Source organism: Empedobacter sp. UBA3239, assembly GCF_002362875.1.
Lineage (GTDB): Bacteria > Bacteroidota > Bacteroidia > Flavobacteriales > Weeksellaceae > Empedobacter > Empedobacter falsenii_B.
In genome coordinates this window covers 69,570-94,125 of the sequence record NZ_DEVJ01000069.1, presented here as the reverse complement: position 1 = coordinate 94,125, position 24,556 = coordinate 69,570, and the positions used below count along the sequence as shown (strand labels likewise).

Annotated in this window: 17 protein-coding genes, 1 pseudogene and 1 riboswitch; of the genes and pseudogenes, 11 read left to right on the top strand and 7 right to left on the bottom strand. The window is 32.3% G+C overall.

The window, feature by feature from the left end; translation table 11 throughout:
- Positions 1 to 426: 426 nt before the first annotated feature.
- Positions 427 to 957, bottom strand: coding sequence for a DUF4136 domain-containing protein (locus tag B4G36_RS10950; protein ID WP_291064013.1), 531 nt, complete (start codon positions 955 to 957; stop codon positions 427 to 429).
- Positions 958 to 1,066: 109 nt separating this feature from the next.
- On the bottom strand, positions 1,067 to 2,404 hold the full coding sequence (mtaB, locus tag B4G36_RS10945; RefSeq protein ID WP_291064011.1) for a tRNA (N(6)-L-threonylcarbamoyladenosine(37)-C(2))-methylthiotransferase MtaB: 1,338 nt from the start codon (positions 2,402 to 2,404) through the stop codon (positions 1,067 to 1,069).
- A gap of 59 nt (positions 2,405 to 2,463) precedes the next feature.
- Between mtaB and B4G36_RS10940 the strand changes: the two genes are divergently transcribed.
- The gene (locus B4G36_RS10940) at positions 2,464 to 4,047 is read left to right on the top strand and encodes an ABC transporter substrate-binding protein (protein WP_291064009.1); all 1,584 of its coding nucleotides are present in this window, start codon (positions 2,464 to 2,466) and stop codon (positions 4,045 to 4,047) included.
- A 232-nt stretch (positions 4,048 to 4,279) separates the two neighbouring features.
- Positions 4,280 to 5,863: an FMN-binding glutamate synthase family protein gene (locus B4G36_RS10935; protein WP_038332397.1), complete on the top strand. Its 1,584-nt coding sequence runs from the start codon at positions 4,280 to 4,282 to the stop codon at positions 5,861 to 5,863.
- Positions 5,864 to 6,088: 225 nt separating this feature from the next.
- On the opposite strand, the pseudogene B4G36_RS10930 reads toward B4G36_RS10935, so the two are convergent.
- The 5 genes and pseudogenes from B4G36_RS10930 to B4G36_RS10910 form a co-directional block, all read right to left on the bottom strand.
- Positions 6,089 to 6,294 (bottom strand): annotated as a pseudogene (locus B4G36_RS10930) ((4Fe-4S)-binding protein).
- A gap of 29 nt (positions 6,295 to 6,323) precedes the next feature.
- Positions 6,324 to 7,718 carry a sensor histidine kinase gene (locus tag B4G36_RS10925; RefSeq protein WP_286495793.1) on the bottom strand — a complete coding sequence of 465 codons (1,395 nt, stop codon included), beginning with the start codon at positions 7,716 to 7,718 and terminating at the stop codon, positions 6,324 to 6,326.
- The gene (locus B4G36_RS10920; RefSeq protein WP_291064006.1) at positions 7,711 to 8,394 is read right to left on the bottom strand and encodes a response regulator transcription factor; all 684 of its coding nucleotides are present in this window, start codon (positions 8,392 to 8,394) and stop codon (positions 7,711 to 7,713) included. Before B4G36_RS10920 ends, B4G36_RS10925 begins: the two co-directional genes overlap by 8 nt.
- 3 nt (positions 8,395 to 8,397) lie before the next feature.
- The gene (locus B4G36_RS10915) at positions 8,398 to 9,285 is read right to left on the bottom strand and encodes a diacylglycerol/lipid kinase family protein (protein ID WP_286495795.1); all 888 of its coding nucleotides are present in this window, start codon (positions 9,283 to 9,285) and stop codon (positions 8,398 to 8,400) included.
- On the bottom strand, positions 9,275 to 11,239 hold the full coding sequence (locus B4G36_RS10910) for an LTA synthase family protein (protein ID WP_291064003.1): 1,965 nt from the start codon (positions 11,237 to 11,239) through the stop codon (positions 9,275 to 9,277). Before B4G36_RS10910 ends, B4G36_RS10915 begins: the two co-directional genes overlap by 11 nt.
- 192 nt (positions 11,240 to 11,431) lie before the next feature.
- Here B4G36_RS10910 and B4G36_RS10905 point away from each other — a divergent pair, with 192 nt between their 5' ends.
- The 9 genes from B4G36_RS10905 to purH all read left to right on the top strand — a co-directional run bounded on the left by B4G36_RS10905 (position 11,432) and on the right by purH (position 24,505).
- Entirely contained in the window at positions 11,432 to 11,677 is a 246-nt protein-coding gene (locus B4G36_RS10905) for a hypothetical protein (protein ID WP_038332385.1), read from the top strand.
- 193 nt (positions 11,678 to 11,870) lie between these two features.
- Positions 11,871 to 11,969: riboswitch (purine riboswitch) on the top strand.
- A gap of 104 nt (positions 11,970 to 12,073) precedes the next feature.
- Positions 12,074 to 15,781: a phosphoribosylformylglycinamidine synthase gene (locus B4G36_RS10900; protein ID WP_291064001.1), complete on the top strand. Its 3,708-nt coding sequence runs from the start codon at positions 12,074 to 12,076 to the stop codon at positions 15,779 to 15,781.
- A gap of 541 nt (positions 15,782 to 16,322) precedes the next feature.
- The gene (gene purC, locus B4G36_RS10895) at positions 16,323 to 17,045 is read left to right on the top strand and encodes a phosphoribosylaminoimidazolesuccinocarboxamide synthase (protein ID WP_135834432.1); all 723 of its coding nucleotides are present in this window, start codon (positions 16,323 to 16,325) and stop codon (positions 17,043 to 17,045) included.
- Between the two features lie 19 nt (positions 17,046 to 17,064).
- Positions 17,065 to 18,570 carry an amidophosphoribosyltransferase gene (gene purF, locus B4G36_RS10890; RefSeq protein ID WP_291063998.1) on the top strand — a complete coding sequence of 502 codons (1,506 nt, stop codon included), beginning with the start codon at positions 17,065 to 17,067 and terminating at the stop codon, positions 18,568 to 18,570.
- A 53-nt stretch (positions 18,571 to 18,623) separates the two neighbouring features.
- Positions 18,624 to 19,616, top strand: a complete 993-nt coding sequence (purM, locus tag B4G36_RS10885) for a phosphoribosylformylglycinamidine cyclo-ligase (protein WP_114999539.1) — start codon at positions 18,624 to 18,626, stop codon at positions 19,614 to 19,616.
- Between the two features lie 258 nt (positions 19,617 to 19,874).
- Entirely contained in the window at positions 19,875 to 21,554 is a 1,680-nt protein-coding gene (locus B4G36_RS10880; RefSeq protein WP_291063996.1) for a helix-turn-helix domain-containing protein, read from the top strand.
- A 129-nt stretch (positions 21,555 to 21,683) separates the two neighbouring features.
- Complete coding sequence (locus B4G36_RS10875; RefSeq protein WP_038332370.1) at positions 21,684 to 22,184, top strand: FKBP-type peptidyl-prolyl cis-trans isomerase; 501 nt, start codon at positions 21,684 to 21,686, stop codon at positions 22,182 to 22,184.
- 159 nt (positions 22,185 to 22,343) lie between these two features.
- Positions 22,344 to 22,904 carry a phosphoribosylglycinamide formyltransferase gene (gene purN / locus B4G36_RS10870; protein WP_291063994.1) on the top strand — a complete coding sequence of 187 codons (561 nt, stop codon included), beginning with the start codon at positions 22,344 to 22,346 and terminating at the stop codon, positions 22,902 to 22,904.
- A gap of 89 nt (positions 22,905 to 22,993) precedes the next feature.
- Positions 22,994 to 24,505, top strand: a complete 1,512-nt coding sequence (gene purH / locus B4G36_RS10865) for a bifunctional phosphoribosylaminoimidazolecarboxamide formyltransferase/IMP cyclohydrolase (protein WP_291063992.1) — start codon at positions 22,994 to 22,996, stop codon at positions 24,503 to 24,505.
- Positions 24,506 to 24,556 lie beyond the last annotated feature (51 nt).

Here is a 24,556-nt window from a genome sequence, read left to right as displayed (position 1 = left end):
CAATAAACAGAAACCAAAATAGAAATATTAACAACTTAAAAATTAACTAAATATACTACGGGTTAATAGACTATCTGCCAACTAATCGTGTCAGAAAAATATTCTTTTAAACTTAATTCTCTCTATTGACAGACTGTTTTTAAACGTTTAAAAATCAGTTGTATTATTTTTATCAAATCAAATTTACTTTTAAATTCTCGTTTACCTTGGCTTAAATGAGGTAGAATAAATTGTTTTATCTTATACTCACTAATGATTACCAGATGATTACTTATTTTTTTCGCAATCCAAATTTGATAATTTTCTCGAAACTTTTTTTATTTAATTTGTTTAAATAAGTTTAAAATTAAAGCTTTTTTTAATACAAACTTCATTTCATGAAAAAAGCTCTCCAAATGAAGAGCTTTCTATATTATTTTCGAAAATTTATTTTTTTGGTTGAGGAGGAAATTTAGCAAGAATTTCTTCAATTGCTTTCGGGATTCTTTCTGCTTTAGCACTGATATTACTCAAATTAAGATCAGAACCAACACCCTGCCAAACCAATATATTACGTTTATCATCAATAATGTCTATTACAATTGTTCCTGCTTGATAAGAAGAAACGCTATTTCCGCCGTAATATCCTCCATAGTAACCATAAGGTCCGTAACCCCAATTGTTATTATTTACAGAAATTTGTTCTTTAGAACTTGTCAATAAATTAATGACTAAGTCTGCATCAGAACTTACTTTTGTAAATCCTTTTGCAGCCATTTGTGCATCAATTGCTTTAATTAGTCGATTCTTATCCAAATCGTTAACCTTTAACTTATCTAATCCTTTTTGGTGAAAAGTATAAGTTTTATATGATGCAAAATTTGATGATCTGTCGTAATCTGTACTTACTTGAACTGTTCCACAGCTTGTTACAAATAATGACAACAAAATTATAAAAATAAAGTGTATAATTTTCATGACCTTGATTTTTTATTTAAAACTACAATTATCATTCCTAAATGTAAAGGTAAATCAAAAAAAAGAAGCTCAAAATACTCGAACTTCTTTTTAACTAATATTTACAATATTATTTTGCTAATTCTAACTCTTTAATTTTTACTTCAACAATTCCATTGTGATTGATTCTAACCAAATCTACAATTTGTGTTTCGTTGACTAATTCAGGATTAAAATCTGTCTGAACTTTCACATAATTCTCTGTAAAACCAAACATTTTTCCATCTTTATTATCATGTTCCCACAATACTTTCTGAGTCGAATTTAATTGAGATTGATAAAAAGCTTGACGTTTTTTCTCCGATAAAATACGTAACATTTTATTACGACGTTTACGTTCTCCTTGATCAACAACTCCTTCAAATTCGATCGCTTCTGTATTATCACGCTCCGAATAAGTAAATACATGTAAATAGCTAATTGGTAGATCGTTTAAGAAATTATATGTTTCCATAAACAATTCTTCTGTTTCTCCTGGAAAACCAACAATTACATCTACACCAATACACGCATTTGGCATCACTTCGCGAATTTTTGTTACACGATCTAAATAAAGATTAGATAAATAACGGCGTTTCATTTTTTTCAAAATTTCATCGCTACCAGATTGTAATGGAATATGGAAATGCGGAACAAATCGATTACTTTTTGAAACAAAATCAATTGTTTCATTTTTTAATAAATTTGGTTCAATCGAAGAAATTCTGATTCGTTCTATCGCATCAACTTGATCCAATTCTTGCACCAATTCCAAGAAAGTATGTTCGTGTTTTTTATTCCCGAATTCACCTTTCCCGTAATCACCAATATTTACACCCGTTAACACGATTTCTTTGATTCCTTTTTGTGCAATCTCATTCGCATTTTTGATAACATTTTCAACTGTATCCGAACGCGAAATTCCACGAGCCAAAGGAATTGTACAATACGTACATTTATAATCGCAACCATCTTGCACTTTCAAAAAAGCACGCGTACGATCACCAATTGAATAAGAACCAACGTAAAAGTCGGCTTCTTCAATCTCACAAGAATGTACAATTGTTTCTTCTTTTTTATTGATATCGTCTAAATATTCAGCAATATTGAATTTTTCTGCAGCTCCTAAAACCAAATCAACACCTTCCATTTCCGCAATTTCTTGCGGTTTCAACTGCGCATAACAACCTACAACGACAACAAAACCTTCTGGATTTGCTTTCATTGCATTTTTCACAATCGTTCTGCACTCTTTGTCTGCATTTGCGGTTACCGAACATGTATTGATTACGTACACATTCGCAGAATCTGTAAACTCAACCTTCTGATATCCATTATCTTTCAAGTTTCTTGCGATCGTCGAAGTTTCAGAAAAATTAAGTTTACATCCCAATGTATGAAATGCAACTGTTTTAGTTTGATTATTCATAGCTGCAAATTTAAGAAATTATCCATAGTTTTGAAACATAAATAAATCAGCTATTCAAAATGACTAAATACTTTATCTACATTATGTTATTCGTTTCAATATTTTCGTGTTCTAAGAAAATTGAAATCGATGAAAACAAAGTATTTAAACTAAATCGTTACGATAATATTTCTTCTTTAGATCCGATTAATGCGCGAACACAAGCCAATACGTGGGCTTGTAATTTGATGTACAACAGTTTAGTGAAGATTGATAACGAACTAGAAATTCAGCCAGATATTGCAAAATCTTGGACAATTTCTGAAGATGGAAAAACGTATTCTTTTACTTTGAGAAATGATGTTTTTTTTCATAAACATGAAGCTTTCGGAAAAGATTCGACTCGAATTGTAACGGCTTCAGATTTCGAGTATAGTTTTAATCGTTTAAAAGATCCGAAAGCTGGAGGTTCTGGAGGTTGGATTATGAATAATATTGATTCATATAAAGCGATAAATGATACACTTTTTGAAATTAAACTGAAGGAAGCTTATCCTGCATTTTTGGGATTAATTTCGATGAAGTATGCTTCTGTTGTTCCAAAAGAATTATTCAAAAATGGAAACGATGAATTCTTGAAACATCCAATTGGTACAGGCCCTTTTCAATTTAAGATTTGGGAAGATAATGTGAAAATGGTTTTTAGAAAAAATCCAAAGTATTTCGAGTTTGATGAAAAAGGACAACGTTTACCATATTTAGAAGCGGTTAATTTATCATTTTTACCAGAGAAAAATTCAGAATTTTTAGAATTAATCAAAGGTAATTTGGATATGATGGCAGATTTGGATCCTTCTTATAAAGATGAAATTTTAAATCCAATCGGAGATTTGAATCCAAAATATTCAAATATTTTAACGATTCAAAAAGTTCCTTATTTAAGTACCGTTTATTTATGTTTTTATCTTGATGCGCCCAATGCAGTTGATTTGAAATTGCGTCAAGCATTAAATTATGGAGTTGATAAAAACAAAATCATCAAATATATGATGAAAGGTCAAGCTTTTGAAGCAGATGGAGGTTTCATTCCGAAAGGTTTACCAGGTTATTCGCCAGAAAGTGGTTACAAATATTCTCCCGAAAAAGCACGTGAACTAATCAATAGCTATAAAAAAACGAACGAAAAAATTGTACCAATCGAGCTGACAACTGTGCAAGAATATGTAGATGTTTGTGAATATATTGCGGCAGAAATGGCAAAATTAGGCTTACCAATAAAAGTGAATGTTGTACCTGGACCAACGATGCGCGATGGAAAAGCAACGGGAAAATTTACGTTGTTCCGCGCAAATTGGGGAGCAGATTATCCAGATGCCGAAAACTTTTTGTCTTTATATTATTCGAAAAACTTTGCGCCAGAAGGTCCAAATTATTCACATTACAAAAATGGTGAATTTGATAAAATGTACGAACAAGCATTTTTGACCAATAATCCAGACGAACGTGCCAAAATTTATCAAAAAATGGATGCATTGATGATGCAAAACGCTCCAATTTTGCCATTATTTTATGATCAAACAACGTTATTTTTGAATAAAAAAGTTAAGAATTTTTCGATGGGACCAATCAAATTATTGGATTTAACGAGAGTTTACAAAGAATAATTCTTTTGACATTTCTCAAAAAGTTTGAACATCTTTTAAAAAAATCTAAATAATATTTCATTTTATTTCACGACATTAGATAATTGTTAACTTATTTGAAATAATGGGTTTTCTCTAACGTTTGAAATCAACAATTTAAAAGAAATTATTTCAGAAATATAGGCGTTAAACCGAGTTTTTTTAGATATATTTGACACCAAATTTTTAATCAAAATCATTTAAATTTTTACTTATGAAAGTAAGACAACTTTTCGTAGTAGGATCTATCGTTACTCTTGTTGCAATTGGAGTAATCTCTTATTTTTGGCCAGGTATCTTATGGTCTTTAATAATTATTCTTCCTTTGATTGCTTTAGGATTTGCAGATATCTCGCAAACAAAACACGCTATCAGAAGAAACTTTCCAATTATTGGACATGGACGCTATTTATTAGAAAGTATTCGTCCAGAAATTATGCAATACTTTGTTGAAACTGATACTGAAGGGAAACCTATTGACCGTTTGATGCGTAGTATGGTGTATCGTCGTGCAAAAAATGTAATTGACACAGTTCCTTTTGGAACACAATTAGATGTTTATGAGCCAGGATATGAGTGGTTAAATCACTCGATGTATGCAGGAAAAATCAAACATGCTGATGATCCACGTGTAAAAGTTGGTGGAAGCGAATGTAAACAACCTTATTTAGCAAGTTTATTAAACATTTCTGCAATGTCTTTCGGTTCGTTAAGTGAAAATGCTGTATTAGCAATGAACAAAGGAGCCAAATTAGGAAACTTTGCGCACAATACAGGTGAAGGAGGAATTTCTCCATATCACTTACAGCCAGGTGGAGATTTGATTTGGCAAATTGGTACAGGATATTTTGGATGTCGTGCAGCTGATGGTGGTTTCGATCCAGATAAGTATGTGGAGCGCGCTACTTTACCAAATGTAAAAATGATTGAGTTGAAAATTTCTCAAGGTGCAAAACCAGGTCACGGAGGAATTTTACCAGCAAATAAAAATACTCCAGAAATCGCTAAGATTCGTGCTGTAGAACCATATACAACTGTTGATTCTCCTCCATCTCATTCAGCTTTCTCTGATGCAGAAGGAATGTTACATTTCATCAAACAATTAAGAGAATTATCAGGTGGAAAACCAGTTGGTTTCAAATTGTGTATAGGGATTAAACGTGAGTTTATCGAAATTTGTGAAGCAATGATTAAAACGGGTATCAAACCAGATTATATCGCAATTGACGGTGGTGAAGGTGGAACTGGAGCTGCTCCTGTAGAGTTCTCTAACTCTCTAGGTATGCCTTTGTTAGATGGTTTAGCTTTCGCAGTTGATACTTTACGTGGTTATGGTCTTAAAAAAGATATTCGTGTTGTAGCTTCTGGAAAAATTATTTCTTCTTTCCACATTGCTCGTGCAATGGCGATTGGTGCAGATTTAGTTTATTCGGCTCGTGCTATGATGATGGCTGTAGGATGTATCCAAGCTTTACAATGTAATACAAATACATGTCCAGTTGGTGTTGCGACCCAAGATCGTGAATTGATGAAAGGGTTAGATGTAGAAGATAAAGCAACTCGTATGTATAATTTCCACAAGAAAACAATGCATATATTATCTGAATTAATTTCTGCAACAGGTGTTAAATCTCACAGAGATTTCAATCGTTCTCACGTAAATTTACGTATCGACAATACGCGTATTATGTCTTATGATCAATTGTACCCAATTGTAGAAGAAGGTGCATATGTAGGAATGTCTGTAGAAGATGTTTTACAAGAAATTAGAGTTCGTACATTAAGTAAAGTGAATTAATCAATTTCATATAATAGTAAAAAAGCAATCCAATTGGATTGCTTTTTTTATTCAAGAATATTCCGTAAATATTGAGACGGTCGAAAACCTGTATGTTCCAAAAAAACATCCGAAAAAGTCTTTTCTTTAATTAAAAACCAGTCTTTTATTATATATTTTTTTAGATTTGGTTCATAGGCAAATCGTTTCAAAAGATGATTAATTCTCAGTTCGTTGGTTGTTATTTTACTCCTTTATACTCAACGCACCTGAAGGACATTGATGAACTTGTTTGATAAGTTCGTCACTACTTGCATTTTCTGTCTTTAGCCAAGGTTTTTTTTCGGATTATATACATTTGGCAGTAGTTTTACGCAAATGCCTGCATGTTGACATAATTCAGGCTTCCAGATTATAGTAATTTCTCCGTTTGTATATTCGTGTTGGTTCATTTTGTTATTTTTTGATGAATTGAAGTTACTTAAAAATTTTCAATATCCAACGTTAAAATAATCTTAGTTCCAGTACTTTGCTTACTCTCAATTCGCATTTTAATATCTGACATTTTAGCTAATTGTGTTGCAATATTTAGACCTAATCCAGAACCAGAAATATGGAGTGTTGAATCATTTTTAATGCGGAAAAATCGTTCTTGAACAAATTTTAAATCTTCTTGATTCATTCCAATTCCATTGTCTTCAAAAATTAATTCATAGCAATCATTTTCGATGTTAGAAAGAATTGTTATTTGACCTTTTAAGTTAGAATATTTTATAGCATTTGATATAATGTTATCTATAATAATCTCAAAAAATTCTTGGTAATTATCAATTTCAAAAGCTTGAAGTTGTTCCGTATCGACAGAAATTTGTTTTTCTTGTAACAAAACATCAAAACGTTCAATTGATTTTAAAACTTCTGATTTTAGTTCAAATAATGAAGTTTTTAGCTCCAAACTATTATTTTCTACGCGAGAAATCAATAAAAATTGTTCTACCAAACGATCCAAACGATTCACTTGTTTCAATGTGTAATCTATTTTTTCATTGTATTGCTCAGGCGTGCGTTCGCGTCGAATCAAAATTTCCAATGTTCCCTTTATAATCGCCAAAGGTGTTCGAAGTTCATGCGAAGCATCAGCCGAGAACTGTTTAGCTTTTAAAATTTGAAACTCTAATCGATCTAACAGTGAATTTATTGTCACTGAAAGTTGAAATAATTCATCTTTATTTTTAGGTAATTGAATGCGTTCTGAAAGATTATTTTCGGTGATCGATTGCGCTGTATGAATCACATTGAAAACAGGTTTAATCGATTTAGCCGCAATAAAACGAGCTAAAAGAAACGTCAATAAAACCGAAATAGGAAAGATAATAAGTAAGGCAGTTTTTAAATAATCCAATGCTAATTGATTGTGTTTTGTAGAAACGCCTATTACTAAATAACCAACAACTTCGCCATGATGAATCAATTTTGCTTGAGAAATTAATAACTGAATTGAATTATATTCAGCATAAAATGGCTTGTTTTCTGGTTCTTCATTGTTCCAATCCAATTGATTTTGAACCATGTTTGGAGAACTTTCAACTAAGTTGAAATTTTTATCATAAATTGAGATAAAAACAGGATTCAGCGCAATGTCTGTATGTTCTACTTCTTCCCATTCGCGCGGTTGTACAAAACTTGTAAATGTAGGTTCGTGTAACACATAATCGACGTGACTGTTAATTTCTTCCTCTAACGTTTCGTACATTGTTTTGTTAATTCCCCTATTTACAACAAAGAAAATTAACCCAAAAATAATGAGTAAAACAGCAGAAAATAAAATGCTGTAAAAGGTTGCTATTCTATTTTTTACAGATAATTTTTTAAACATCGTTTGTTATATAACCCACTCCACGAATGGTATGTAAGCGCGGATCATCTTTTTTTAGATTTAATTTTTTACGAATCGCATTAATAAAAACATCAATCACACTTGTATCATATTCAAAATGAATGTGCCAAACGTTTTCAATGATTTCTTTGCGTGTACAAATTCGGTTTTTATTTTTGAAAAGGTAAGTTAAAAGTTGAAATTCTTTTAATGTTAATTCAACTAAATTATTATCTAAAAAAGTCTGATGTGTTTCTGGATTGATTGAAATATTTCCGAAATTCAAAAGATTATTCGATTCATTTTGACGAAGATAAACGTTAATTCGTGCTACCAATTCATTAAAATCAAATGGTTTTTTGATGTAGTCATTTGCACCAGCATTCAAACCTTCAATCGTATCTTGAACTGTATCTTTCGCTGTAATGAAAATAATTGGTGTTTTTTGGTTCATATTTTCAGAATTTCGGATTGCTTTACAAACGTCTAAGCCCGAAATATTTAACATCATCCAATCTAACAAAATAACATCAAATTTCTCGTTATTTATTTTCACTAAAGCATCTTCGCCGCTTAAACAGTGCGTTGGCGATAAATTTTCTTCTTCTAAACCTTGAAGCATAAAATTGGCAATTCCCAATTCATCTTCAACAATTAAAACTTTTGGTTTGTTCATTTTCTAATTCGGAACAATAACATTCAAAGCATTCGGAACAATCGAAACTTCAATCGAATTTTGGTTAAAAATAACAGCTTCACCATCAACTTGAGCAATTGTTTTAGGTTGGTTGGAATTGAATTTTACTGAATTGACTTGCAATACTTTTGCTTGCTTCATTTTTTCAATTCGTTTTCCTAAAACATTAGCCGAAAACTGAATTTGTTGTATAAAATTAAGCTTTTTTACTGCAAGAAAGTCTAATTTTCCATCATTTAATTTTGCATTGGGTGAAAATGAGATGCCATAACCCGCTTCGTTAGAGTTAGAGCAGAACACAAAATAAAAATCATCATCTAATGTATGTTGATCATCTAATTCGATGCTAAATTTTTTCGGTTGAAAGTTAAAAATCGCTTTTGTACTGGCAGTTACATATCCCAAAAAGTTTCTGGTTTTGGTTTGAGCATAATTGTTAATCACATCTGCATCAATTCCCAATCCCATATTGCTAAAAAAGTAATTTTCGTTGATTTTTCCTGCATCAATTTTATTGATTTTTGCATTCAAAATCGTTTCAAAAGCTTTTTCTGTGGTTTTAGGAATGTTCAAATTAGCCGCTAATCCATTTCCTGAACCAATCGGAATAATTCCCAAAGCAACATTGCTACCAACCAAGGCTTGAGCGACTTCGTTTATCGTTCCGTCGCCGCCACAAGCTACTATGATTTCAGGATTTTTTGTCAGAACTTGATTTGTAATTTCAGTTGCATGACCAATATTTTCAGTTAAAAATGTTTCGAAATCAACATTTTTTTGACTAAAATAGTGTTGAATTTCAGTTTCAATTATTCGTCCTTTTCCCTTTCCAGCAATAGGATTGATGATAAAAATGATTTTATTTTTCATTTAATAAATGATTGCTAAATAAATAATCGGCTGTTTGATAATTAGATATGATAGAACGCTCGAAAATAGGATCAACCTTTGTATCAATTAAATTTTTATCAATCCATTTGTATTGATTGATTTTCTTTTGATCGGATAAAATCGAAACATCTTTGCCTTTTTTCATTCCCAATTTAATATACGTACCAACAAAAGAACGCGATTTGTATTGCGGATCGAAGATGTCTTTTCCATAAAATTGAGACGTATATTTCCAATTGAACAACGAAAATAATGTTGGGAAAATATCAATTTGAGAAACTTCTTTTGTGACATTTTCGTTTGCGTGCGATTTTAAATTATAGATAAATGCCGGAATGTGATGATTTTTTACATCAATTGCATCTTTACCTGCGCTACTTGCACAGTGATCGGCAATAAACACAAAAACGGTATTGCTGAACCAAGGTTTTGTTTTCGCTTTTGCAATTAAATCTCCAATTGCATAATCGGCATATTTTACAGCTCCAGGTCGACCAGTTCCAGACGGAATATCAATTTTTCCATCTTCGTACGTATAAGGTTTGTGGTTTGAAGTTGACATCACAAATGCAAAAAATGGTTGTTTTGTTTTGTATTTCTCATCGGCAACTTTGATCACTTTTCTGTAAATATCATCATCGGCAATTCCCCAAGCATTTTCAAAAGTAACTTCATCATCATTAATATTGTATCGATTAGTATTGATTTTATCACTCAAAACGCTACCACGGCCGCGATCGTAAATGTCAAAACCATTTCCACCATAAAACGCATTCATATTGTCAAAATATCCATCGCCACCATAAAAGAACATATTGTGGTAACCTTTTGCTTTGAAAACATTCGAAATGGTATATAAATTTTGATTATCAATACGCTTCACAATACTATTTCCAGGCGTAGGAGGAATTGATAATGTAACAGCTTCCATTCCACGAACAGTACGCGTTCCGTTGGCAAACATATTTGAAAAATAAATGCTGTTATTCGCTATATCGTTGAGGTTTGGAGTGATTGATTTTCCGTTGAATTGCTCTTGCAAAAATGAAGCGCTCATACTTTCCATTAACACAAAAATCACGTTTGGTTTTTGTTCTGCTTGTGACGGATTACTTGCTAAAATTGTTCTTCGTATTGGATTTTTGAATTGTTGATCGAAAACAGTTTTTGAATCTTGCAATTCAGATTTCATCACTGCAAAAGCATCTTCAATCGGAATAGATTTATAATGTTCATCATATTTTAAATGATTATTTCGGAAAGCAGAAAAGAAAGAAAAAATTCCGGCTTTAGAAATTTCGTTGTTGTATCTGTTTTCTGAAGTTGAGCTGCTATCATTATTTAAAAGAAACAATGAGCCAATCGTAAGTAGTAAATTAAATACAAAAACACCAACTTTTTGGCTTGTTTTTGGTTTGTTATGAAATGTGTTGTAAAAGAAATAACCTTTTTTTGTTGCGAAAATCGTTAAGCCTGTAATTAAAACAATTCCGCCAATTAAAACTGATAAAGGATATGATTCTTGAATATTTTTAACAACTTCGTAGGTATAAATTAAATAATCGACCGCAATAAAATTGAATCGGCTTTTGAATTCGTCCCAAAATGTAACTTCGGCAAAAAATGTGAAATAAATGATTACCAAATACAATGTATAAACAAAATACACGAAAATTCGATCAAATAATGAATTGACGAATTTATTGGGTAAAATCATAAAATAAAATGATAAGAATAACGTGAAACAGCTTACAACACTAATGTCGTACACTAATCCGTAAAAAATAGTGTGTAATAACGAACCAATATTCCAGTCGAAATCACTTTTTACCCAAATCGCAAAAATTAGGCGTAGAATAAATGAAATTAGAATAAATAACGAACTGAAAAATAGTAAAATACTGTAACGTCCTTTTAAATTATTTGTAAACATTTTGTTTTTGAATTATTGTTCAAATGTCTTGATATTTAATAGATTATTAACATGAAAAAGTGAATCTTAAGCGAATCTTAAGTTTGCGATTCTTGAATGAAAGATAGAGGCAGAAAACGTTAATAATTCGTGAAAAAATGGTTTTGATTAGAAATAGTTGTAAATTTGTAATTGGTTTATAAAGTAGGTATAATGGAAGAGATATTAATCAATGAAAAAGAAGAAAAGTTTTTAACATATTGGGAGAAAAGATTCTCTACAATTTTTAAAGACAATACAAGTTGGACAACTTTGTTTATGACAGTTAACAAAGCTACTTTTCCAGATTCATTAAATATAGAAACATTTTGCAAAAAGTTTATGCAAGATTTTAATATGAAATTATCATATAAATATGATGAATCAGACAACGAATACGATTTGACAATTACAAGATAATTACTAAAAACAGAAAATCCTTATCAATTTTGAGAAGGATTTTTTTGTTATAAAATGGGACATTTGATTGATAATCATGCTTAAATTTTAAGAAAAATATCTAACCCAAAAATTAAATAAAATATTGTTGATTTAGATTTGATTTTACTAATTAAAATGTTTAATTTTGCAGTTCACTTTTAAAGGTGATTTAGTTTTTAAAGTTTACAACATTTGTATAGCTCATAATAAGGTTGAGCGTCTCTACGGCAGACCATAAAAAATTGCCACTACAAATGAATTTTTTTTCTACAAAATGAGTCTTGAACCACTCTCGTTAGAAAATAGTTTGTTTGTTGATGTAGATGATACAAATGGTTTAAACACATTAAACCAAATAGTACAGCAAACAATACAATGAACCAAAGACTTTTCATTCAGAAGAAATCGAATTTTGACGTTATCAGTCAGAAGACTACAATAGAACTCAAAAACCTTGTACCTACAATTGTGTGCAAGGTTTTTGTTATTTATGATCTATTTAATATAGAAGAAAGCCAATTACAAGAGGTTCAAAATAAGGTGTTTGTTGATCCTGTGACAGATTTTGTTTTTAAATACGTAGAAGACGCAGTTAACGAAAGCATTCCTTCTTCTAAAAACTATTTTGCAACCGAATTTTTACCAGGTCAATACAATCAACGCGATGATTCTTCGGAACAATGTTTAGTGTTGATGAATGTTGAAAATGTAACCGTAAAATCTGGTTTATTATATGTTTTCAATGATGATTTGTCTGCGGAAGATTTAAAGAAAGTAAAAGATTACTTGATCAATCCAATTGAGTCGCGCGAGAAAGATCTTTCAAAAATGGAAATTCCAGCAAATCCACAAGCTACAGAAGTTCCAATTATTGAAGGTTTTATTTCTGCTGACGAAAATAAACTACAAGAAATTTACAACCAATTCGGATTATCATTAGAGATGGATGATTTAGTTTTTATTCAAGACTATTTCAAATCAATCAATCGTAATCCAACCGAAACTGAGTTAAAAGTTTTAGACACATATTGGTCTGATCACTGTCGTCATACAACTTTTGATACAGAGATTACAGATGTTCAATTTAATTCTAAATTTAACGAAACACTTCAAAAAACATTCGATTATTACCAACAAGTTCGTCAAGAATTAGGAACTACAAAACCAATTCGTTTGATGGATTTAGCAACTGTTATGGGAAAATATCTTTCTCGTACAGGAGTTGTAAAAAATATAGATGTTTCAGAAGAAATCAACGCGTGTTCTATTGTCGTTCCAATCGATGTAGATGGTGTTGAAGAAGAATGGTTATTACAATTCAAAAACGAAACACATAATCATCCAACAGAAGTTGAGCCATTTGGTGGAGCTTCGACATGTGTTGGTGGAGCAATTCGCGATCCTTTGAGTGGACGTTCTTACGTTTTCCAAGCTATGCGTATTACAGGTGCTGCAAATCCTTTAGAAAAAATTGAAGATACGTTACCAGGTAAATTACCACAACGTAAAATCTCTAAAGAAGCAGCAAACGGATACAGTTCTTATGGAAATCAAATTGGTTTAGCGACAACTTTTGTGAAAGAAATTTACGATGAAGGATACAAAGCAAAACGCATGGAAGTTGGTTTTGTGGCTGGAGCTGTAAAAAAAGAATATGTTCGTCGTGAAGAACCCGTTTCAGGTGACCGAATTATTTTATTAGGTGGAGCAACAGGTCGTGATGGAGTAGGTGGAGCATCAGGTTCATCTAAAACACACGATGGTTTAAAATTAGACGATTTATCAGCAGAAGTTCAAAAAGGAAATGCAATTGTTGAACGTAAAATTCAACGTTTATTCCGTAATCCAGACGTTTTAGCATTAATCAAAAAATGTAACGATTTTGGTGCGGGAGGTGTTTCTGTTGCAATTGGTGAAATTGCACGAGGAATTAATGTTGATTTAGATTTAGTTCCATTGAAATATGCTGGATTAAACGGAACAGAATTAGCGATTTCTGAATCTCAGGAACGTATGGCTGTTGCGGTTGAGGCAAAAGATGTGGAAACATTTATAGCATTAGCAAAAGAAGAAAACCTTGATGCGACTTGTGTTGCAGAGGTAACGGGAGATGATACAATGACTTTGGTTTGGAAAGGAACAAAAATTGTTGAATTAGACCGTAAATTTTTAGATACAAATGGCGTTCGCAAACAAGCTAAAATCGAAGTTACGGACGAAGAATATACAAATCCTTTTGAGAATAAAGCCTTCAATAAAGAAGCTTTTATTGCAATGATGCAAGAGTTAAATCATGCGTCGCAAAAAGGTATGGTAGAAATGTTTGACAATAACGTTGGACGTTCTACTATTTTGAATGCTTTTGGTGGACAAACAATGGATACACCAGAAGATGTTTCGGTACAAAAATTCCCAACAGACGGATTTACAAATGCAGTTTCTATTGCTTCATTTGGTTACAATCCTACAATTTCTCGTTGGTCAAATTATCACGGAGCTTATTTTGCGGTAATTGATTCGATGACAAAAATTGTTGCTGCTGGCGGAAATTACGCTGATATTCGTTTAACTTTTCAAGAATATTTTGAAAAATTACGTGATGAAGCTACGCGTTGGGGAAAACCATTTGCGGCCTTATTAGGAACGATTGAAGCACAAAAACAGTTCGGAATTCCTGCAATTGGAGGTAAAGATTCGATGTCTGGTTCTTACCAAGATATTGATGTTCCGCCAACGTTGATTTCTTTTGCAGTTGCACCTTCTTTGGCTAAAAAAATTGTACAAGGAACTTTAGTTGAAAAGAATTCTAAACTTTCAGTTTTTATTCCAACATTAACAGAAGATTATTTAATCGACGAAGCAAATACAAAAGCTATTTTTGATTTTATCGGAACAATTAATGCTGATGTAAAATCAATGATGACGGTTAAATTTGGTGGAATTGCAGAAACTGTAGCGAATATGGCTTTTGGCAATGAAATCGGATTTGAAATCAAGACTGATTTAGATTTAGCAAAATATTATCCAGCTTCGATTGTAATTGAACATTCAGATGATTTAAATATTCCTGTTGAAATTGCTCAAAATTATCATGTTTTAGGTCAAACAAATGATTCAACTTCATTCAACTTTAATGGAGAAGAAATTAATTTGAAAGAATTAAAACAACAATGGAAAGAAACATTCAATTCATTGTTTCCATATAAATCAACTACTGAAACAGTTGTTGAAGAAAAAGATTTAAAAGCAGAGCAAATTTGTTTTGCCTTCGCAGATCATAAAGTAGAAAACCCAAAAGTTTTCATTCCAATTTTCCCAGGAACAAATTCAGAGTATGATTCAGCAAAAGCGTTCCGTAGAGAAGGAGCTATTGTTTCGACTTTGCCTTTCCGTAATTTAACACAACAAGATGTTGAAGAATCAGTTGTTGCTTTTGTAAATGAAATCAATCAAGCCAATATTTTCTTTGTACCAGGAGGTTTTTCAGCTGCTGATGAGCCAGATGGATCAGGTAAATTTATTGCAACGGTTTTACGTAATGAGAAAATCAAAAATGCAATTCACAATTTATTAGAGCGCGATGGATTGGTTTTAGGAATCTGTAATGGTTTCCAAGCATTGATTAAATCAGGATTATTGCCTTATGGACGTATTCAAGATTTAGAAGAAGATACACCAACATTAACGTTCAATGAAATTGGTCGTCACATTACACAATTAGCGAAAGTGAGAGTGAATAAATCGCACTCACCTTGGTTAAAAGGAATGGAAGGTCAAGAATTCTGGATTCCATTTTCGCATGGAGAAGGTCGTTTCGTAGCAAATGAGGTTGAATTAGAAAAGTTAATTGATAAAGGACAAATCGCAACTCAGTTTGTAGATTTGGATGGAAAATTAGCTGGAAAAATGCCTTATAATCCAAATGGATCTACGTTTGCGGTAGAAGGAATTGTATCGCCTTGTGGAAAAGTTTACGGGCGAATGGGACATCCAGAGCGTTACGAAGAAGGATTATTCAAGAACATTCCAGGAAATGGATATATGAATATCTTCAAAAATGCGGTGGAGTATTTTAGAGGGTAGATTATAGATATGAGATATTAGAAGTTAGATATTAGAAAATTTAACTTCTGAAAAATTAAATAAAAAATGTCATTTCGAGCTTGTCGAGGAATCTAAAAAGATTTTTCATTACGCCAAGGCTTCATTCAGAATGACAATTGAAGAATAAAGTTTGAGTCATCCTGAACTTGTTTCAGGAAGTCATCTTAAAAAAGTGAGAAGCTGAACTGGATTAAGCTCGACATTGAAAATAAAATAAGGAATTTTGAAGTTAGAAATAAGGTAGGAGAAAAAAATCTAAATATCTAACATCTAAATACTAAAAAAAAAAAAAAAAACAACAAACTAATACCAATTTCGATCCTGAACCAATCGAAATTAATCTCGAAAGTTAACCTTGAACAAGTTAATTTTCAAAACAAACAACAAACACGAAGTGGACTTTTTCATTTCAAACAAAACAAAAAAAAACGATGTAATGAAGTTAGAAACTAGAAATTAGAAGTTATATGAATTTTAACTTCGAATTTTGAAAATCGAGCTTCGAAAAAAACAAACAACGATGAGCTTAACAAAAAAAGACTTCATTTACGAAGGGAAAGCAAAACAAGTTTACTCAACAGAGGAAGCAGACAAAGTAATTGTTTATTACAAAGATGACGCGACTGCATTTAATGCACAAAAGCGTGGAACTGTTGAGGACAAAGGAGAAATGAACAACAAAATTTCGACTTTAATTTTCAACTATTTGATAGAGAAAGGAGTTAAAACTCATTTCATCGAGCAGTTGAATGATCGTGAGCAATTGGTGAAAAAAGTATCAATTATTCCAATTGAAATGGTTGTGCGCAACTATGTTGCTGGGTCTATGGCTCAACGTTTAGGCTTAGAAGAAGGAGCGAAATCTCCAGTTACAATTTTTGATATCTGTTACAAAAAAGATGAATTAGGAGATCCATTAATCAATGATCATCATGCGGTTTTATTAGGAGCTGCGACATATGATGAGTTAGATGAAATGTACGCACAAACAGAAGTAATTAACGAAGCGTTGAAAGAATTGTTCTTAAAAGCTGGATTAATTTTAGCTGATTTCAAAATTGAATTTGGTAAAGATGTTGATGGTAATATCATTTTAGCTGACGAAATTTCTCCAGATACATGTCGTTTATGGGATGTTGAAACAGGTAAAAAATTAGATAAAGACCGTTTCCGTCGTGATTTAGGTGATGTTTCAGAAGCTTATCACGAAGTATATAATCGTTTGACAGAAGTTTTAAAATAAACATTTTTTTCATTCTATAATGATTGATAAAAAATTACATAAAAGTCAATTAAAAGCTGAATATTTAACGAATTTCTACGAAAGAAATTTATTAAAAAAATATGCAGCCGATACTGTGGATAGTGTAAACGAAGAATGTGGTGTTTTTGGGGTTTATTCGCCAAATAATATCAACACATATTCTATTGCACAGTTTGGTTTATTTGCGCTTCAACACCGTGGACAGGAAGCGTGTGGTGTTTCTTTCTTGAAAGATGGTAACATTAAAACGGTGAAAAAAACAGGATTGGTATTGGACGTTTTCAAAACAATGGAAGCCGAAATAGAAGAATACCAAGGAAATGCTGCGATTGGACATACACGCTACACAACTGCTGGAGGTGGAAGTCGTCGTAACATTCAGCCACTTTACACGTACAATATTTACGGAAAACCTCATTTCTCTATTGCTCATAACGGAAATTTAATTGAAGTTGAAGCATTGAGAGCTGAATTAGAAGCAGAAGGTTTACCATTTTTAGCAACTTCGGATACGGAGGTTTTATTACGTTCTATTCAAAAATATTCGCATTTAGATATTGTAGAAGCTATTCAGAAAGGTACAGAAAAGGTAAAAGGCGCTTATTCGGTTTTGTTATTAGCGAATAATCAAATGGCAGCTTTTCGCGATCCAAATGGTATTCGTCCTTTATGTTTAGGTAAATTGGACGATGCCTATGTTTTCTGTTCAGAAACATGTGCATTAGACGCTGTCGGAGCTGAATTTATCCGCGATGTAGAGCCAGGTGAATTGATTGTAGTAAATAAACAAGGTTTAAAATCTTATTCATTAAATCAACCAACGCAACGTAATATTTGTGCTTTTGAGTACATTTATTTTGCACGTCCTGATTCGAATATCGAAGGAAATGAAATCTACGATTTACGTGTAGAATCTGGTCGAAAATTATTCGAACAATCTCCTGTTGCTGCCGATATTGTAATTGGTGTTCCAGATTCTGGAATTCCGTCTGCAATTGGTTATTCAGAAGCTTCGGGTATTCCTTACGAACCAATTTTGATTAAGAATCGTTATATGTCGCGTTCGTTTATCGTTCCTTCACAAGAAATGCGTGAACGTGTGGTCAACTTAAAATTGAATCCCATCAAAAATAAAATCAAAGGAAAACGTTTGGTTGTTTTAGATGATTCTATTGTACGTGGAACAACTTCGAAACTTTTAATCAAAATCTTAAAAGAAGCAGGAGCAAAAGAAATTCATTTCCGTTCTGCTTCGCCTCCAATTATTGCACCTTGTTATTTAGGAATTGATATGCCTTCTAAAGCAGATTTAATTTCAGGAAATAAATCAATTAAAGAGGTTGAAGATTATTTGAATGTCGATTCGTTAGATTTCTTAACAGTTGATAATCTGATTGATTTATTAGGAAGTAAAGAACATTGTTTTGGATGTTTTACAGAAAAATATCCCGTAAATTATTCTAATGAAGAATGTAAAGAGGTGAAACCTTTGCATATAGATTAATAAGTTATACGAATTTCGAATCTCGTATTTCGAAAAACTAAATCATAATTAAAATGAGCAATACATATAAACAAGCCGGAGTAGATAAGGAAGAAGGTTATCAAACGGTATCGAAAATTAAAGATGCAGTTGCAGCAACACACAATTCAAACGTGTTGAATGGAATTGGAAGTTTTGGTGCATTTTACCAATTAGGAGGTTACAAAAATCCTGTTTTGGTATCTGGAACTGATGGTGTAGGAACTAAACTACGTGTGGCTTTAGATTCTAAAGTTTACGATACAGTTGGTATTGATTGTTTCGCAATGTGTGCAAATGATATTTTGTGTCACGGAGCAAAACCTTTATTTTTCTTAGATTATTTAGCTTGTGGAAAATTAGATTCTGATATCGCAGCAGAAATTGTAGGTGGAATTGCGCAAGCGTGTAAAGAAACTGGAACAGCTTTAATTGGTGGAGAAACAGCAGAAATGCCAGGAATGTACCAAGTTGGTGATTATGATGTTGCAGGATTTTGTGTTGGAGTAGTAGAGCGCGACGAAATTATCGATGGTTCTAAAATAAAAGCTGGACAAGTAATTATTGCGTTACCATCAAGTGGTTTCCATTCGAATGGATTCTCTTTGGTTCGTAAAGTTTTTCCAGATTTTAACGAAGAATTTGAAGGTAAACCTTTGTTTGAAACTTTATTAGTTCCAACAAAATTATATCAAAACGATATTTTCAAAATCAAAGATGCTGGAATCGAAATGTCTGGAATTGCTCATATTACAGGAGGTGGATTAATCGAGAATGTTCCTCGTATTATAAATGACGGATTAACTGCTGTAATAGAAAAAGCAAAAATAAATGTACCAACAGTGATGCAAGAATTAGCTAAACGCGGAGGAATTGCAGAAAACGAAATGTTTGGAACATTTAATATGGGTGTTGGAATGGTTGTCATCGTTGACCAAACTGATGCTGAAAAAGTATTGAATATTATTGATGGAAGTGCGTTGATTGGAGAAATTCAAGAAGGTGCTGACAAAATTATATTGAAATAGTAGATTAAATAGTTTAAAAAAGCTGGATAAGATTTCTTATCCGGTTTTTTTATTTTTTTGGATTATTTGTTTTTGATTAAGATTGATCCTTGTTATAAAATTTTGTAGTATTTTTCTTGAATAAAAAACTTAATTAAAATACAATAACTTTTAAAGTTAATTCATTTTCTTTTTTTAATTTATTAAGCATTTCCTTACCTCATTCAATCTTCGTATCTTTGCATTTCATTCAAAAAACTTCAAATTCACTCATAAGTTATGCAACAATCTAAGGCTTTGGCAATTCTAAAATCTGGTCGAAATGTATTTTTAACAGGTTCTGCGGGTGCCGGAAAAACTTATGTGTTAAATCAATACATTCAATATCTTAAACAACATGGCGTTCCTGTTGCTATAACGGCTTCTACGGGAATTGCTGCGACTCACATGAATGGTCAAACGATACATTCTTGGGCTGGAATTGGAATAAAAGATTATGTTTCGGATCGATATTTAGCTTCGCTTCGTGACAAGAAATATTTCCGAGATAAAATGGACAAAGTAAAAGTCTTGATTATTGATGAAATCTCGATGTTGCACCGAAATCAGTTGGATGCGGTTGATTATGTATTGAAATTTTTCAAACAAAATGATGAACCTTTTGGAGGTGTTCAAGTAATTTTTTCGGGAGATTTTTTCCAGTTGCCACCGATTGGTGAAGAGTGGGAAGAATCGAAAGATAAATTCTGTTTTATGTCCGATGCTTGGGTTCAATCAAAAGTGCATATTTGTTATTTGACAGAGCAATATCGTCAAACAAATAATGCATTGAATGATATTTTGAATGAAATTCGTTCGGGGAATATTTCGCAAAAAACAGTTGATTTATTAGAAACTCGAATCGAATATTTTCCAAATGAAATAGATTCACAAACTCGTTTGTATACACATAATATGGATGTGGACCGAATTAATAAAGGTCAATTGATTAATATTGATTCTTCTTCCAAAACATTTGAAGCAAAAGTTGCGGGAAATCCAGCTTTGGTTGAGGTTCTTAAAAAATCTGTTTTAGCAGAAGAAGTTTTAGAATTGAAGATAGGAGCGAAAGTGATGTTTGTTCGTAACAATTTCGAAGTTGGTTTTGTAAACGGAACGCTGGGAAATGTTTCAGGGTATACTGAAAAAGATGAGCCAATTATCAAAACATTAGATGGAGAATTTTACATTGCAAAACCAGAAACGTGGGCAATAGAGGACGAAAGCGGAAAAGCATTGGCTTCATTCACACAAGTTCCGCTGCGTTTGGCTTGGGCGATTACAATTCATAAATCACAAGGAATGACGTTAGATTCTGCGTTTATTGATTTATCAAAAGCGTTCGAAAAAGGACAAGGGTACGTTGCACTTTCACGTTTACGAGATTTAAATTCGTTGATGTTACACGGATTGAATCAAACAGCTTTAGAAATTGATTCACTTGCAATGAAGGCTGATAGACGTTTTCAGGTTTTATCGAATGAAATGGATGAGTTTCTAGATGAAAAAGAATTGCAAAACTCTTGGGCTGCTTTTATCCGATATTCTGGAGGAACTTTGGATAAAAAACAAATTGCAAAAAATATCGAAAAGAATAAAACCAAAGAAAAAGGACAAAAGAAATCGACTTACGAAATTACATTAGAATATGTGAAAGAAGGGTTGTCTTTGGATCAAATCGCAGAGAAAAGAGGTTTAACTACTTCAGCAATTGTCGATCATATTGGTAAAATCAAAGAAAGTGAACCTGATTTGGATTACTCAAAATTTAAACCTTCTGACAAAATTATTGATAAAGTTCGATTGGCTTATAGTGAAATCGAATTTGAAGAGAATAAAGTTTTAAAACCAATTTATGATTATTTCAATGGTGAAATTGGTTATGAAGACATCAAAAAAGCATTACTTTTTATAGATTAAATAAAAATTGTCAGTTCAAAAATCTAAATAACTGACAAAATTGGTCAAATTATTCGAAAGGAATAGTTGTTGTTAAAAGATAAGTATTAAAAATGAACGCTTTTTAAAAGCATCCATAATTTACAATTTATGTCAATAGAAAACAATAATGTAGTTTCAGTAAACTACTCATTACATACCATCGAAGCGAATGGTGAAAAAGTATTTGTAGAACAATCAAATACAGAAGAGCCATTAACTTTTTTATTTGGAGCTGGAATGATGATTCCAAAATTTGAAGAAGAATTAAAAGAATTAACAATTGGTGATAAAAAATCATTCGTAATTACTCCAGCAGAAGGATACGGTGAAAGAGTAGAAGAAGCTGTTGCTCAATTACCTTTAGATATGTTCAAAGAATCTGGATTGCCACCAGTTGGAGCAATTTTACCTTTGACTGATGATGCAGGAAATCAATTCCGTGCTTCAGTTGTAGAAGTGACAGAAGAGGCTGTAATTGCAGATTTGAATCCTCCAATGGCAGGAAAAACATTAGAATTTGAAGTTGAAATTCTTAATGTTCGTCCAGCAACTGAGGAAGAATTATCTCACGGACACGCACATGGAGTTGACGGAACTCAAGGGCACTAAAAAATATTTTCAAAAGGCTATTTCAATTTGAGATAGCCTTTCTTGTTTTTAATTGTGAATAAATCATTAATAAATAGATTAAATCCACGTTATATTTTTCGACTTGCATCAACTAAAATCTTATCTTTGTAAAACAAACAAGATTACTTACAAACAAACATGAAAATAGCTGTATTTGTTTCCGGTGGCGGAACAAATCTTCAAAATATTATTGATGCAGTTGAAGACGGAACGTTACCAAATGTCGAGATTTCGATGGTAATGGCAGACCGAGATTGTTATGCAATAGAACGATCTTTGGATAAAGATATCCGAACGTATGTCTTAGACCGAAAAACTTTTTCGGAAGATGCTGAACATAATTTAGAAGGAGAAGAAATCGACTTAATTGTTTTGGCAGGTTTTTTAACCATATTATCTCCAGAATTTACCTCGAAATGGGGCTCGAAAATGATTAATATTCATCCTGCATTATTACCAAAATTTGGTGGAAAAGGAATGTATGGCGCGAAAGTTCACAAAGCAGTTTTAGAAGCTGGTGAAAAAACATCAGGAGCAACTGTACATTTTGTAACGGCTGGTGTAGACGAAGGACAAATTATTTGTCAAGGAACTTTTGAAATTGAAGAAGGTGATGAAGTAGCAGATTTACAGCGTAAAGTTGCTGAGGTAGAAATTGAAATCTACATTAAGGCAATCAAGCAAATCAGCGAAGCATAAAATATAGAATGCCTCAATGTTGTGTACATTGAGGTTTTTCATTTCCAATAAAATAGTAAACAAACAATAAACTTTAAAAACTAAACACAATGCAAAAACAAGCGCTAATAAGTGTTTCGGACAAGTCGAACTTGTTAGAATTTGCAAAATTCTTGGTTGAACAAGATTACAAAATCTTATCAACTGGAGGAACATTCAAACATTTACAAGACAACGGAATCGAAGTTACAGAAGTAAAAGATGTAACTGGTTTTCCTGAGATTTTAGATGGTCGCGTAAAATCTTTACATCCTGCAATTCATGGTGGTATTATGGCTCGTCGTTCGGACGAAAATCATATGGCAACAATTGCGGAACATGGAATTAACCCAATTGATATCGTTATTGTAAATCTTTATCCATTTTTCGAAAAGATGAATACAGGTCTTTCTGAAGTTGAAATGATTGAATTTATTGACATCGGTGGTCCATCAATGTTACGTTCTTCTGCAAAGAATTTTTATGATGTAACAGTTGTAACGGATGTGAATGATTATGAAGTAGTGATGAATGAAATTCGTGAGAATGGTTCAACTTCTATTGAAACGCGTAAATTATGTGCTGGTAAAGTATTCAACTTAACTTCTGCTTATGATGCGGCGATTTCTACTTACATTTTAGGAGAAGATTTTCCTCAATTTTTAGAGTCTTCTTACGAGAAAGTGATGGATTTACGTTATGGAGAAAATCCACATCAAAAAGCAGCTTATTATGTTGATAAAACGAAAAATGGCGCAATGAAAGATTTCGAATATTTACAAGGAAAAGAACTTTCTTTCAATAATATTCGTGACATGGATTTGGCTTATAAAGTGGTTTCAGAATTTGAGGAAATAACTTGTTGTGCAGTGAAACATTCAACGCCTTGTGGAGTGGCAATTGGAGAGAATGTTTTAGAAGCTTATGAAAAAGCGTATGAATGTGATCCAATGTCAATTTTCGGTGGAATCATCGCTTTCAATAGAGAAGTTGATGGAAAAACTGCGGTTGAATTAAATAAAATTTTCTTGGAAATTGTAATTGCACCTTCATTTACAGAAGAAGCGTTAGAAATTTTTAAACAAAAGAAAAATTTACGTATCATCAAAGTGAAGAATCCTGTTTCGGATAAAGTAACTTACGTAAAAGTTGATGGAGGATTAATTGTTCAGTCTACAGATAATCAGTTTTCAACAGATCTTAAAGTTGTAACAGAAGCTCAACCGACTGATTGTCAAATGACTGATTTAGTTTTTGCTCAAAAAATTGTAAAATGGGTAAAATCTAACGCGATTGTTGTAGCGACAAATGGTCAAGCTTACGGAATCGGTGGAGGTCAAACGAATCGTATTTGGGCGGCTCAACAAGCGATTGCACGTGCAAAAGAAAAAGTGGAAGATGATTTAGTTTTAGCTTCAGATGCATTTTTCCCTTTCCGTGATGTAGCTGATTTTGCAGCAGAAAATGGAATTAAAGCAATTATTCAACCAGGAGGATCAATCAAAGATCAAGAGTCTATCGATGCTTGTAATGAACGCGAAATTCCGATGGTTTTCACAGGAATGAGACATTTTATGCACTAAAATTCGATATGCGATATTCGTTTTGCGATGTTGGAATTTAAGATTAACTTA

Bases quoted from the DNA above. Each gene is read 5' to 3' on its own strand.
- B4G36_RS10950 (WP_291064013.1), bottom strand. From the start codon at position 957: ATGAAAATTATACACTTTATTTTTATAATTTTGTTGTCATTATTTGTA.
- mtaB (WP_291064011.1), bottom strand. From the start codon at position 2,404: ATGAATAATCAAACTAAAACAGTTGCATTTCATACATTGGGATGTAAA.
- B4G36_RS10940 (WP_291064009.1), top strand. From the start codon at position 2,464: ATGACTAAATACTTTATCTACATTATGTTATTCGTTTCAATATTTTCG.
- B4G36_RS10935 (WP_038332397.1), top strand. From the start codon at position 4,280: ATGAAAGTAAGACAACTTTTCGTAGTAGGATCTATCGTTACTCTTGTT.
- B4G36_RS10925 (WP_286495793.1), bottom strand. From the start codon at position 7,718: ATGTTTAAAAAATTATCTGTAAAAAATAGAATAGCAACCTTTTACAGC.
- B4G36_RS10920 (WP_291064006.1), bottom strand. From the start codon at position 8,394: ATGAACAAACCAAAAGTTTTAATTGTTGAAGATGAATTGGGAATTGCC.
- B4G36_RS10915 (WP_286495795.1), bottom strand. From the start codon at position 9,285: ATGAAAAATAAAATCATTTTTATCATCAATCCTATTGCTGGAAAGGGA.
- B4G36_RS10910 (WP_291064003.1), bottom strand. From the start codon at position 11,239: ATGTTTACAAATAATTTAAAAGGACGTTACAGTATTTTACTATTTTTC.
- B4G36_RS10905 (WP_038332385.1), top strand. From the start codon at position 11,432: ATGGAAGAGATATTAATCAATGAAAAAGAAGAAAAGTTTTTAACATAT.
- B4G36_RS10900 (WP_291064001.1), top strand. From the start codon at position 12,074: ATGAACCAAAGACTTTTCATTCAGAAGAAATCGAATTTTGACGTTATC.
- purC (WP_135834432.1), top strand. From the start codon at position 16,323: ATGAGCTTAACAAAAAAAGACTTCATTTACGAAGGGAAAGCAAAACAA.
- purF (WP_291063998.1), top strand. From the start codon at position 17,065: ATGATTGATAAAAAATTACATAAAAGTCAATTAAAAGCTGAATATTTA.
- purM (WP_114999539.1), top strand. From the start codon at position 18,624: ATGAGCAATACATATAAACAAGCCGGAGTAGATAAGGAAGAAGGTTAT.
- B4G36_RS10880 (WP_291063996.1), top strand. From the start codon at position 19,875: ATGCAACAATCTAAGGCTTTGGCAATTCTAAAATCTGGTCGAAATGTA.
- B4G36_RS10875 (WP_038332370.1), top strand. From the start codon at position 21,684: ATGTCAATAGAAAACAATAATGTAGTTTCAGTAAACTACTCATTACAT.
- purN (WP_291063994.1), top strand. From the start codon at position 22,344: ATGAAAATAGCTGTATTTGTTTCCGGTGGCGGAACAAATCTTCAAAAT.
- purH (WP_291063992.1), top strand. From the start codon at position 22,994: ATGCAAAAACAAGCGCTAATAAGTGTTTCGGACAAGTCGAACTTGTTA.